Origin of the sequence: Bradyrhizobium elkanii WSM2783, assembly GCF_000472865.1 — a bacterium.
Lineage (GTDB): Bacteria > Pseudomonadota > Alphaproteobacteria > Rhizobiales > Xanthobacteraceae > Bradyrhizobium > Bradyrhizobium elkanii_A.
In genome coordinates, this window is the sequence record NZ_AXAP01000088.1 from 23,719 (window position 1) to 35,085 (window position 11,367).

Here is an 11,367-nt window from a genome sequence, read left to right on the forward strand (position 1 = left end):
GGTTGACCGCGGGCGCCGGGCTGCAATACGAACACTAACAAGGGGAGAAGCCAATGGATCGGCTCAAGGGCAAAATCGCGATGGTGGTCGGCGCCGGCTCGATCGGGCCGGGCTGGGGCAACGGCAAGGCGACCGCCGTCACCTTCGCGCGCGAGGGTGCCGCCGTGTTCTGCGTCGATCGCAACGCGGCCGCAGCAGAAGAGACGGCCGGCATCATCACCGGCGAGGGCGGCAAGGCGGCAGCGTTCACCGCGGACGTCTCCCGTGCGGCCGACGTCGAGGCGATGGTCGCCGCATGCCTGAAGACGTACGGCCGCATCGACGTGCTCGACAACAATGTCGGTATCGCCGAGATGGGCAGCGTGGTCGAGGTGAGCGAGGCGGAATGGGACCGCGTGTTCGCCGTCAACCTCAAGAGCGCCTATCTTGCCATGAAGCACGTGATCCCGGTGATGCAGAAGCAGGGCGGCGGCTCGATCATCAACATCTCCTCGATCGCCTCGATCCGCCATCTCGGCATCTCCTATGTCACCTACGCCACCACGAAGGCCGCGATGAACCAGATGACGCGCACCAGCGCGGTGCAGTTCGCGCGCGACCATGTGCGGGTGAACGCGATCCTGCCCGGTCTGATGAAGACGCCGATGGTGGCGCATTCCGCCGGCCTCGCCGCCAGCTATTCCGCGGGCGACGTGGAAGCGATGTGGCGCGCCCGCGACGCGCAGGTGCCGATGGGCCACATGGGCGACGCCTGGGACGTCGCCAACGCTGCCCTGTTCCTGGCTTCGGATGAATCGAAATACGTCACCGGCATTGAGCTCGTCGTCGACGGCGGCGTGACGCTGAAGGTGAGTTGACGTACGGTGCCGTAGGGTGGGCAAAGCGCAGCGTGCCCACCATCCACGTTCGGTGCAAGAAAGGTGGGCACGCTGCGCTTTGCCCACCCTACAAATCCTCCGCTACGCCTCCGCGCTCAATTCGGCACGGTCGAGCTCTTCCTCGACCAGGTGAAACGCGTCATCGCCGATCTCCTCAGAGTCGCGCAGCGTCAAGAGCGATTGCCGGGCGGCGCTGATCGCGCGGCGCCTTAAGGGATCGGCGGGAAGCTCGCTCGACGTGACGCCGCCGCTCGGATCGGTCTCGGCGCGCATCAGAAGCGCGCGGTATTCCAGCCTGAGGATCTCGGCCTCCTCGGACGGATCGCCGTCGATCTCCTCGAGCGCGGCGCGAAAGGCCGTGGCGCGTGCGCGCGCCGCCTCGGCCGTCACCGGATCGTCGTCCTTCAGACGCAGGGCCAGGATCAAAGGCCGCAAGGTCAAGCCCTGGATCACCAGCGTTCCAAACACCACCGAAAAGGCGGTCAGCAGGATCAGGTCGCGATACGGGAAATCCTCCGGCAATGCAAAGGCGGCCGCCAGCGTGACGATGCCGCGCATGCCGCACCAGGAAACGACGAAGCCGCTCTTGATTGTCGGCGGCGGCGCCGCGCGCGATGGCTGGAAGAGCCCCAATGCCACCAGTCGCCGAAAGACGGCGCCATAGCTCATCACCCAGGCGATGCGCGCGAGAATCACGGCCACCAGTACGCTCGCGGCAAAGATGCAGTATTCCATGCGCACGTAGGCATCGAGCCCGGCCCAGATCGGCTTGAGCTGCATCCCGATGAACATGAAGGCGAGCACGTTGAGCACGAATACCACGGTCTCCCACACCGCATAGGACGGGACACGCAGCCGGGCCGGCGTTCGCGCCGGCGCGGTGCGGGCCAGCGTGATGGCGAAGACCACGACGGTAAGAATGCCGGAAAGGCCGATCCGCTCGGCGATGATCCAGATCATGAACGTGCCGCCGAACTGGGTGATGATCGCGCTCGGCGCGTAGCTGATCCGTTGCGTCAGCAGCGCCGAAATCCTCGCGAAGAGAAAGCCGGCGAGCAGGCTGCCGACGAGCGCCCATGCTACCGCGGGCGCGAATTCGTGCAGCTTCGCATGCTCGATCGCCACGGCGCCCACGGCGATGCGATAAATCAGCAGCGCGCTGGCGTCATTGAGCAGGCTCTCGCCTTCGAGGATTTTCAGGAGCCGATAGGGCAGCTTGACCTGGCGCAGGATTGCGACTGCGGCAGCGGCATCCGGTGGTGCCACGATGGCGCCGAGCGCGATCGCCGCGGCCCATGGCATGTCCGGCTTGAACCAGTGCGCCACCAGAGCGACCGCGGCGGTGGTGGTTCCGACCGCCGCAAGCACCAGCATCGTCACCGGCAGCCAATTGTTGCGGAGGTCTCGCAGCGAGGTGTCGAACGCTGCATCCACCAGCACAGGCGCCACGAACAGCGCCAGCGCGAGGCTGGGTTCCAATGTCCAGGATGGCCCTGACGGCAGGAAGGTCAGGAGCACGCCGCCGAGCGCAAGGAAGGTCGGATAGGGCACGTTGATCCGTCGCGCCACCGCCGACAGCGGAATGGCGACGAGCAGCAGGACGATGATCCATTCGAAGGTTGACACGCGTCAAATTCCCGTTGGCAGTCATTGGCTAATCTAGCATGAGTTCGCGTGCCTATGGGCAAGGCGCGGAAATCGCGACAAATCTGCCGCTGTGCGGGGTACGCGTCGTTTGCTACCATTGGCTCGAGATCAAGAATTCCTTCCGGACCAATCGATGCAACCCTGGCTCTTCATCCGACGCGCTCTCGTCGCGTCGAGCCTTTGCATGGCGCTTGCGCAGCATGCATTCGCAACCGGCGTAGAGCCGCTTAGGGATGTGCAGGCCGATCCTGCGCCATGCCTCACTGCTGCTGGTGCTGACGATAACGACAAGGCCGTCGAACTCTGCACGGCGCTGATTGACAATGAAAACACCGCCAAGCCCGATCGCGTCAAGGCGCTGATTGCGCGTGGTGAGGCCTATGCTCGCAAGGACATGGTCGACCGCGCGATCTCCGATTACGACGCGGTGCTGAGGCTGGATCCGACGCTTGCCGATAGCTTTAATGCGCGCGGCGAGCTCTGGCGCAAGAAGGGCGACCGGCCCAAGGCGCTCGCTGATTTCGGCGCGGCGATCAAGCTGAACCCGGATCACGCCGCGGCGCGCGCGAACTACAAGTCGTTGGCGCTCGAATTGGAGCGCCTGGGCGCGCTGATGGCCGTTGCCGGCAAGCCAAGTTTCAATTGTGCCAAGGCGCACCGCGCGGTGGAGAAGGTCATCTGCGGCAATCCGGAGCTCGCCGATCTCGATCGCGAGATCTTTGCGGCGAATGCCAGGGTGGTCCGCGAGGCCGAGAATCCGCGTGCCGCCCGCGCCCTGCAGCGCGAGCAGGACGAATTCATCGCCCGCCGCAACGCCCAGTTCGGCCGTCCCGGCTACGACCTGCAGAAGGCGATGAAGCAGCGCCTCCAGAAGCTGAACGGGGTTGACGGGTATTAGGATGGCGCTGGCTGAACGGAGCGCTCTTTTCGGCTTGAATCATGACCGCTCTCCGTGACAATGCGGTCAAAGACGATGAACTAGCCGCTTGCGTCATGCCCGGCCTTGTGCCGGGCATCCACGTCCTTCCCGGCGAGGAAGCAACGCGTGGATGGCCGGGACGAGCCCGGCCATGACGGGGAGAAGGACCGGGAGGACGCCATGAATATTCACGACAGCCGCTATCACGAGGTCTATGCACGTTCGCTGGCTGATCCCGAGGGCTTCTGGAGCGAGGCGGCGCGGGAGATCGATTGGATCGAGCCCGCGAAGAAGATTTTCGATCCCTCGCTTGGCGCTTATGGACGCTGGTTCACCGGCGCCGTCGTCAACACCTGCTACAACGCGCTCGACCGCCATGTCCTGGGCGGTCGCGCCGAGCAGGTCGCACTGATCCACGATTCCCCGCTCACCGGCAGCATCACGAAATTCACCTATGCCGAGCTTCTGAAGGAAGTGCAGACGCTCGCCGCGGTCATGCAGGATTTCGGCGTGACCAAGGGCGACCGCGTCATCCTCTATATGCCGATGGTGCCGGAAGCGGTGGTGGCGATGCTGGCCTGCGCGCGGATCGGCGCGGTGCACAGCGTGGTGTTCGGCGGCTTTGCGGCAAAGGAGCTGGCCAGCCGCATCGATGATGCCAAGCCGAAGCTGATCTTTTCGGCAAGTTGCGGAATCGAGCCCGGCCGCATCGTGCAGTACAAGCCGCTGCTTGACGAGGCGATCAAGCTTGCCAGCGCCAAACCGCAAGGCTGCATCCTCCTGCAGCGCCCGCAGCATGGTTGCGAGCTCACTGCGGGCCGCGATCACGACTGGGCCAGTCTGCGCCGCGCCGCGCTCGATGCCGGCAAGGCCGCGCCTTGCGTCCCGGTGCTCGCGACCGATCCGCTCTACATCCTCTACACCTCGGGCACGACGGGAATCCCGAAGGGCGTCGTGCGCGACAATGGCGGGCACCTGGTCGCGCTGAAATGGTCGATGTTCAACCTCTATGGCGTCAGGCCGGGCGAGGTCTGGTGGTGCGGCTCCGACATCGGCTGGGTGGTCGGCCACAGCTATATCGTTTACGGCCCACTGTTCCATGGCGCGACCTCGGTCATGTATGAGGGCAAGCCGGTCGGCACACCCGACGCCGGTGCGTTCTGGCGGGTCATCTCCGAGCACAAGGCGGTTGCGTTCTTCACGGCGCCGACCGCCTTCCGCGCCATCCGCAAGGAGGATCCGGAAGGCAAGTTCATCCGGCAATACGATCTCGCAAACTTCCGCACGCTCTTCCTCGCCGGCGAGCGCGCCGATCCGCCGACGGTGGAATGGGCGGAAGCACAATTGAAGGTGCCGGTGATCGACCACTGGTGGCAGACCGAGACCGGCTGGTGCATTGCCGGCAATCCGGTGGGCCTCGGCATGCTGCCGGTCAAGCACGGCTCGCCGACGGTACCGATGCCGGGCTATCAGGTCGATGTGGTCGATGAGGCCGCAAGGCCCGTGCCCGCAGGCACTATGGGCTCGATCGTGGTCAAGCTGCCGATGCCGCCCGCCTGCCTGCCGACGCTGTGGCAGCAGGACGAGCGCTTCAAGGAAGCCTATCTCTCCGAATTCCCCGGCTACTACAAGACCTCGGATGCCGGCTACAAGGATGAGGACGGCTATGTCTGGGTGATGGGCCGCACCGACGACATCATCAATGTCGCCGGCCACCGGCTCTCCACCGGCGGCATGGAAGAGATTTTGGCGTCGCATCCCGATGTCGCCGAATGCGCCGTGCTCGGCATCAATGATGCGATCAAGGGCGAAGTGCCCTGCGGCCTCCTGGTGCTGAAGGCCGGCGTCAGCCGTCCGCCGGCCGAGATCGAGAAGGAAATCGTAGCGCTGGTGCGCGAAAAGCTCGGCCCCGTGGCCGCCTTCAAGCTCGCGATCACCGTGGGCCGCCTGCCGAAGACGCGCTCCGGAAAGATCCTCCGAGGCACCATCAAGAAGATCGCCGACGGCGAAAGCTGGACCATGCCGGCCACGATCGAGGACCCCAAGGTACTTGACGAGATCGGCGACGCGCTGAAGGGAAGGGTGTGACGGTTGGATCGTCATGCCCGGGCTTGACCCGGGCATCCATCAGGATCAGAGAAGCCGCCATCTTTTCGATGGATTGCCGGGTCATCCCCGATCGGGTCGGGGACGGGCGCCCGGGCAATGACGAAACAGGGAACCCACGTATGCGACGTTACTTCGCCCGAGCCCATATCGCGCTGTTCCTGCTCGCCCCGCTGCTCGCCGGCTGCCTCGAGCATAGATCTGCGCCGCTGGCCGACGCCGCGGGCGATGACGACGCGTTCTGCCGCGCCAACAATGTCCAGCAGGGTTCGCCCGAATATGTCGCCTGCCGCAAGGACCGCGACGTCCAGCGGCAGAACGCCGAAGCGAGGACCGACCGCCGGCAGCGCAATCTCGCCGAAGACATGCTCAACAATCCGGTGAGGCCATGAGCCAAGGAGGACCGTCATGAACGAAGACGTCTTCAACGAAAGCCTGCGCCGATTCCTGAAGCGCGTCGGCATCACCTCCCAGCGCGAGATCGAAAAGGCCGTACGCGACGGCATCGACGCCGGCCGTCTCAAAGGCCACGAGAAGCTGACTGCAAAAATGACGCTGACGATCGACGCTGTCGGGCTCAAGCACGAGGTGACGGAAGACATCACGCTCGGATAGTGCTTCGCGAATCTCCGTTGTCATGCCCGCGAAGTATGACGAGCGCGGTCGTGTGTTACCGCTACGACTGAATCGCATCGGTGTTTGCCGTGATACTTTTGCAACGGTGTGACTCAATCACGCCATGTCTCGTCTGATTTGATCCGCATCAAATCCTTCACCGCCCCGCTTCTGGTCTGAGAGAGGCAACGCGCGACTTTCCGCGCGGACTTGGCGATGGGGAATTTGATGAGAAGAACAATGTTGACGGCGTCGCTCGTGCTTGCGGCGGCGTTCGGTGGGGCCGCCATCTCGGCGCAGGCTGCGGATCTGGCGCCGGTCTACAAGGCGAAAGCGCCGCCGCCGGTGGAGACCTTCAACCCCTGGATGATCCGTCTGCGCGCGCTCGGCGTGTTGCCGGATGCGGGCGGCAGCTCGGTTAACGTCTTCGGCGTTCCGGGCCTGTCGTCACCGAATTCGGGGCTCTCGATCAGCGACCAGGTCATCCCGGAGCTCGACATCACCTATTTCTTCACCGAGAACTTGGCGGCCGAACTCATCCTTGGCGCGACCAGGCATCACATCAGCGGTACCGGGGCGCTCAACGGGCTCGACATCGGTAAGGCCTGGCTGTTGCCGCCGACGCTGACCCTGCAATATCACTTCACCGGGCTCGGCGCGTTCAAGCCGTACATCGGTGCCGGCATCAACTACACCGTGTTCTTCAACCAGTCCGCGGCCAACACGCCGGTCGGCGGCCTCGCGGTGACGGATCTGCACATCAGCAACCAGGTCGGCGCCGCGGTCCAGTTCGGCTTCGACTACATGCTCGACCGCCACTGGGGCCTCAACGTCGACGTGAAGAAGCTGTGGCTGCGGCCGGACTACTCGGCAACCGTCAACAACGCAATTCCAGTCACCGGGCGCGCCAATATCGATCCGTGGCTGGTGGGCGGCGGCGTCGTCTACAAGTTCTGACGCCGCGGGGGGGCGGCGGCGCCGGGAGCCGGGCTCCGGCGCCGCTGGCCATCTTGGTGCTGAGCCAGCATGGGATGACGGACGAGATCGAATTGCGTTAAGAGAGATCATTCTCATCTCAACGCGCCTCGCGGAAAGCATCACATGGACATCAAGGTCAGGGATTCAAACGGCGCGCTGCTCGCCGAGGGCGACAGCGTCACGCTGATCAAGGACCTGAAGCTGAAAGGCTCGTCCACGGTCTTGAAGCGCGGCACGGTGATCAAGAACATCCACCTCACCGATAACGAGGACGAGATCGAAGGCCGCACCGACAAAGTCAAGGGCCTGGTCCTGCGCACGGAGTTCCTGAAGAAGGCGTGAGGGGATCCGCCGTCATCACACGCGAAAGCAGGTGATCCAGTATTCCAGAGACGTCAATCGTCGGACCGATAAGCTGCGGCGTACTGGATACCCCGCATTCGCGGGGCATGATGGTTGAGGGCGCTCGCTGCATCGCCTCAAACAAAAACGCGACGGGTTATCCCGCCGCGTTCGCATCTCCGATGGCTCGAAGCGGAGGAGCCTTACTCCTCCTCGTCCGCCTTCTTGCCGCCGATCGTCTTCAGCTTGGCGAACACGGCGTCGACGTTGAGGTCGTCGCTCGTCTTCTCGGCAGGCTCGAACTCCGGCTCCTTCCGCGTGGTCTCGGAGGCGGGCAGCAGCGTGGCGCCACCATAGGTGGCGGTGGCGGGCTTCTCCTTGGCGGCGCGCTGCACCTCGAAATCGAGCTCGATCTGCGAGCACAGGCCGAGCGTCACCGGGTCCATCGGGGTCAGCGTCGAGGTATTCCAGTGGGTGCGGTCGCGGACGCTCGCGATCGTGGTCTTGGTGGTTCCGACCAGCCGCATGATCTGGGCGTCCTTCAGTTCGGGATGGTTGCGGACCAGCCACAGGATCGCGCTCGGCCGCTCATGGCGGCGCGACACCGGGGTGTAGCGCGGGCCCTTGCGCTTGGCGGCGGCCGGCAGCACCACCTTGCTCTCGCCGAGCCTGAGGCGATAGTTGGGGTCCCTTTCGCCCTTTTCGATCTCGTCGCGGCTCAATTGGCCGGTCGAGATCGGATCCATGCCCTTGATGCCCTGGGCGGCGTCGCCGTCGGCGATGGCGCGGACCTCCAGCGGGTGCATCTTGGTGAAATCGGCGACCTGGTCGAAGGTCAGCGCGGTATTATCGAGTAGCCAGACGGCGGTCGCCTTGGGCATCAGAGGTGCGTTGCTCATGGCAAATCTCCTTTGTGCTTCGCCCACCTCTTTGGAGGCGAAACCGGGGGTCATCAGCGATGACGGGAATTAAGCCCTATATAATCCTTCGGGTACCGGTGGCGCAATGGTTCTGCTAGAGTGCCTTGACACCGCCGGAAACCGAGCCCAAGTCCTACCCCAACTGACCGTTCCCTGCCCGCCGGCAAGGGGTGATTCGGTCGCGAGATCGCTCCATGCCAGCCAAACCTGACCTGAGAATCGTGCTTTGTTCGCCACGCGGCTTTTGTGCCGGGGTGGTCCGGGCCATCGACACCGTGGAACGGGCGCTGACGATCTACGGCGCCCCGGTTTATGTCCGGCACGAGATCGTCCACAACAAATACGTCGTGGACGGCCTGAAGAAGAAGGGCGCGATTTTCGTCGAGGAACTGGCGGAAATCCCCGAAAATACCACCGCGCCGGTGGTTTTTTCCGCCCATGGGGTTCCGAAATCGGTTCCGGCGGATGCTCAGGCGCGCCATTTGTTCTCGCTGGACGCCACCTGTCCGCTGGTGACCAAGGTGCACCGGGAAGCGGCCATCCATTTCAAGCGGGGCCGGGAGATCCTCCTGATCGGGCATTCCCACCACCCGGAGGTGGTCGGCACGCTCGGCCAGTTGCCGCCTGGCGCCGTGACCCTGATCGAGACCGCCGAGGACGCCAAGACCTTCACCCCGAAGGATCCCAACAACCTCGCCTTTGTGACCCAGACCACGCTGTCGATCGACGATACCGCCGAGATCGTCGCGCTGCTCAAGGAGCGCTTCCCGAACGTCAACGGGCCGCACAAGGAAGACATCTGCTACGCCACCACCAACCGCCAGCTCGCGGTGAAGAAGGTGGCTCCGGTGGTCGATGCGCTGATCGTGGTCGGCGCGCCGAACTCCTCCAACTCGCAGCGCCTGCGCGAGGTCGCCGAGCGTGAGGGCTGCCCGATCGCGGTGCTGGCGCAGCGTGCCAGCGATATCGATTGGGCGCGATTTGAGGGCATCAGCAGCCTCGGCATCACCGCCGGCGCCTCCGCTCCGGAAGTGATCGTAGAAGAGATCATGGACGCGTTCGCCGAGCGCTTTGAATTGCATGTCGAGACCGTCTCGGCCGCGGAAGAGAACGAGTTCTTCCCGCTGCCGCGCTCGCTGCGTCCCGAAGCCGCCGCCGAGTAGTCTTTTATGGCGGTCTACACCGACGTCGCCGCCGAAGAGCTAGCGGAATTCCTCAAGACTTACGACATCGGCGAACTCCTCTCCTATAAGGGGATCGCCGAAGGCGTCGAAAATTCCAACTTCCTGCTGCACACGAGCCGCGGCTCGTTCATCCTGACGCTGTACGAAAAGCGCGTGGCGGAGGATGATCTTCCGTATTTCCTGTCGCTGATGGCGCATCTGGCCGAGCGCGGTGTGAGCTGCCCGCAGCCGGCGCGAAACCGCAACGGCGAGGTCTATAGCCGGCTTGCCGGGCGGCCGGCGGCGATCATCAATTTCCTCGAAGGCATGTGGCCGCGGCGGCCGACTGTCGGGCACTGCGGAGCGGTCGGCGAGGCGCTGGCGAAAATGCATCTTGCCGGGCTCGATTTTCCGATGTTCCGCAAGAACCCGCTCTCGGTTGCCGGCTGGCGGCCGCTGTTCGATCTCGCCAGCGCGCGCGCCGACAGCGTGCAGGCGGGCCTGCGCGATTTCGTCGAGTGCGAGCTCGGCTATCTCGAGGCGAACTGGCCGGCCGATCTGCCGGTCGGCGTCATTCATGCCGATCTGTTTCCGGACAACGTGTTCTTCCTCGGCGACAGGCTGTCCGGCCTGATCGACTTCCCGTTCTCCTGCAACGACATCCTGGCCTATGACGTCGCGATCTGCCTCAATGCCTGGTGCTTCGAGCCGGATCATTCCTTCAATGCGACCAAGGCACGCGCGCTGCTCAATGCGTACGGCCGGGCGCGGTCGCTATCGGAAGGAGAGCAGGCGGCGCTGCCGCTGCTTGCGCGCGGCGCCGCGCTGCGCTTCCTGCTGACGCGCCTGGTCGATTTCCTCAACGTGCCGGCGGGTGCGCTGGTGAAGCCCAAGGACCCGCTGGAATACGCGCGGAAGCTGCGCTTCCACCAGAGCGTGAAGACGTTGCGCGACTACGGCGTGACGCAGGCAGGGTGCGTGGCGTGAGCGAAAAGCCGCACGTGACTGTTTTCACCGATGGCGCCTGCTCGGGCAATCCGGGTCCGGGCGGCTGGGGCGCGATCCTGAAATTCGGCGACGTCGAGAAGGAATTGAAGGGCGGTGAGGCCCATACCACCAACAACCGCATGGAATTGATGGCGGCGATCTCGGCGCTGGAGGCGCTGAAGAAGCCCTGCGTGGTCGATCTCACCACCGACAGCCAATATGTCCGCCAGGGCATCACCGGCTGGATCTTCGGCTGGAAGAAGAACGGCTGGCGCACCGCCGACAAGAAGCCGGTGAAGAACGTCGAGCTATGGCAGCGGCTCGATGCCGCGCTGAAGCCGCACGAGGTACGCTGGCATTGGATCAAGGGCCATGCCGGCCACGCGGAAAACGAGCGCGCCGACCAACTCGCCCGCGAAGGCGTCGCTATGGCGCGGCTGAAGGAGAAGGTCGGCGGTTCGTAGTTCGTTGGGTGGGTAGAGCGAAGCGTGCCCACCATCCACGCTCGGTGCAAGAAACGGTGGGCACGCTTCGCTTTGCCCACCCTTCTGTAACGGGCCTTGCTCAGTCAATCCCTTTTGCGTCATCCACTCGCCGGGGTCTCGCTTCTGTACGGGGTCGGTGCAAGACCGCCACCTGATGGGGTTGGAGAGGATCGGTCGGCCAATCTACAGGAGCGTGGTTACGAGCCACCTGGTGGGCAACGGCCTGACCTGATCCATCGTCCCGGCGAAGGGACGTCGCTTCGAGAAGGCCTGGTGTGGTGACCCGCCCGAAAACCTGGTGTGCGCCTCCCTGTCAGGCTGCCGCCG

The 11,367-nt window shown here is 64.4% G+C and carries 12 protein-coding genes; 10 read left to right on the forward strand and 2 right to left on the reverse strand.

Annotation, left to right across the window (positions count from 1 at the left end; all coding sequences use genetic code 11):
• Positions 1-53: 53 nt before the first annotated feature.
• Complete coding sequence (locus YY7_RS0141095) at positions 54-857, forward strand: SDR family NAD(P)-dependent oxidoreductase (protein ID WP_028168243.1); 804 nt, start codon at positions 54-56, stop codon at positions 855-857.
• Between the two features lie 102 nt (positions 858-959).
• Here YY7_RS0141095 and YY7_RS0141100 read toward each other — a convergent pair whose 3' ends face one another.
• Positions 960-2,504 (reverse strand): cation:proton antiporter, encoded by a 1,545-nt coding sequence (locus YY7_RS0141100; RefSeq protein WP_028168244.1) that lies wholly within the window; start codon positions 2,502-2,504, stop codon positions 960-962.
• Between the two features lie 205 nt (positions 2,505-2,709).
• On the opposite strand from YY7_RS0141100, the gene YY7_RS0141105 reads away from it, so the two are divergent.
• From YY7_RS0141105 to YY7_RS0141130, 6 genes are all read left to right on the forward strand, one after another.
• Complete coding sequence (locus YY7_RS0141105) at positions 2,710-3,423, forward strand: tetratricopeptide repeat protein (protein ID WP_155255533.1); 714 nt, start codon at positions 2,710-2,712, stop codon at positions 3,421-3,423.
• A 201-nt stretch (positions 3,424-3,624) separates the two neighbouring features.
• Complete coding sequence (locus tag YY7_RS0141110; protein WP_028168246.1) at positions 3,625-5,532, forward strand: propionyl-CoA synthetase; 1,908 nt, start codon at positions 3,625-3,627, stop codon at positions 5,530-5,532.
• A gap of 140 nt (positions 5,533-5,672) precedes the next feature.
• Complete coding sequence (locus YY7_RS0141115) at positions 5,673-5,942, forward strand: hypothetical protein (RefSeq protein ID WP_028168247.1); 270 nt, start codon at positions 5,673-5,675, stop codon at positions 5,940-5,942.
• 16 nt (positions 5,943-5,958) lie between these two features.
• On the forward strand, positions 5,959-6,165 hold the full coding sequence (locus YY7_RS0141120; RefSeq protein WP_028168248.1) for a DUF6494 family protein: 207 nt from the start codon (positions 5,959-5,961) through the stop codon (positions 6,163-6,165).
• 228 nt (positions 6,166-6,393) lie between these two features.
• Positions 6,394-7,122, forward strand: coding sequence for an OmpW/AlkL family protein (locus YY7_RS0141125; protein WP_035692308.1), 729 nt, complete (start codon positions 6,394-6,396; stop codon positions 7,120-7,122).
• Between the two features lie 144 nt (positions 7,123-7,266).
• Positions 7,267-7,485, forward strand: a complete 219-nt coding sequence (locus YY7_RS0141130) for an alkylphosphonate utilization protein (protein ID WP_028168250.1) — start codon at positions 7,267-7,269, stop codon at positions 7,483-7,485.
• A gap of 203 nt (positions 7,486-7,688) precedes the next feature.
• Here the strand turns inward: YY7_RS0141130 and YY7_RS0141135 are convergent, their stop codons facing one another.
• Entirely contained in the window at positions 7,689-8,384 is a 696-nt protein-coding gene (locus YY7_RS0141135) for a DUF1013 domain-containing protein (protein ID WP_028168251.1), read from the reverse strand.
• 215 nt (positions 8,385-8,599) lie between these two features.
• Between YY7_RS0141135 and ispH the strand changes: the two genes are divergently transcribed.
• From ispH to rnhA, 3 genes are read left to right on the forward strand one after another with little or no spacing between them, the layout of a single operon-like run.
• A complete protein-coding gene (gene ispH / locus YY7_RS0141140; protein ID WP_028168252.1) occupies positions 8,600-9,568 on the forward strand; it encodes a 4-hydroxy-3-methylbut-2-enyl diphosphate reductase in 969 nt (322 codons plus the stop codon).
• 6 nt (positions 9,569-9,574) lie between these two features.
• Complete coding sequence (locus tag YY7_RS0141145) at positions 9,575-10,555, forward strand: homoserine kinase (protein WP_028168253.1); 981 nt, start codon at positions 9,575-9,577, stop codon at positions 10,553-10,555.
• Complete coding sequence (rnhA, locus tag YY7_RS0141150; protein WP_028168254.1) at positions 10,552-11,019, forward strand: ribonuclease HI; 468 nt, start codon at positions 10,552-10,554, stop codon at positions 11,017-11,019. The genes YY7_RS0141145 and rnhA overlap by 4 nt, the downstream gene beginning before the upstream one ends.
• Positions 11,020-11,367: the final 348 nt, after the last annotated feature.

Excerpts from the sequence above, each read along its gene's own strand:
- YY7_RS0141095 (WP_028168243.1), top strand. The coding sequence starts at position 54 with ATGGATCGGCTCAAGGGCAAAATCGCGATGGTGGTCGGCGCCGGCTCG.
- YY7_RS0141105 (WP_155255533.1), top strand. The coding sequence starts at position 2,710 with ATGGCGCTTGCGCAGCATGCATTCGCAACCGGCGTAGAGCCGCTTAGG.
- YY7_RS0141110 (WP_028168246.1), top strand. The coding sequence starts at position 3,625 with ATGAATATTCACGACAGCCGCTATCACGAGGTCTATGCACGTTCGCTG.
- YY7_RS0141115 (WP_028168247.1), top strand. The coding sequence starts at position 5,673 with ATGCGACGTTACTTCGCCCGAGCCCATATCGCGCTGTTCCTGCTCGCC.
- YY7_RS0141120 (WP_028168248.1), top strand. The coding sequence starts at position 5,959 with ATGAACGAAGACGTCTTCAACGAAAGCCTGCGCCGATTCCTGAAGCGC.
- YY7_RS0141125 (WP_035692308.1), top strand. The coding sequence starts at position 6,394 with ATGAGAAGAACAATGTTGACGGCGTCGCTCGTGCTTGCGGCGGCGTTC.
- YY7_RS0141130 (WP_028168250.1), top strand. The coding sequence starts at position 7,267 with ATGGACATCAAGGTCAGGGATTCAAACGGCGCGCTGCTCGCCGAGGGC.
- YY7_RS0141135 (WP_028168251.1), bottom strand. The coding sequence starts at position 8,384 with ATGAGCAACGCACCTCTGATGCCCAAGGCGACCGCCGTCTGGCTACTC.
- ispH (WP_028168252.1), top strand. The coding sequence starts at position 8,600 with ATGCCAGCCAAACCTGACCTGAGAATCGTGCTTTGTTCGCCACGCGGC.
- YY7_RS0141145 (WP_028168253.1), top strand. The coding sequence starts at position 9,575 with ATGGCGGTCTACACCGACGTCGCCGCCGAAGAGCTAGCGGAATTCCTC.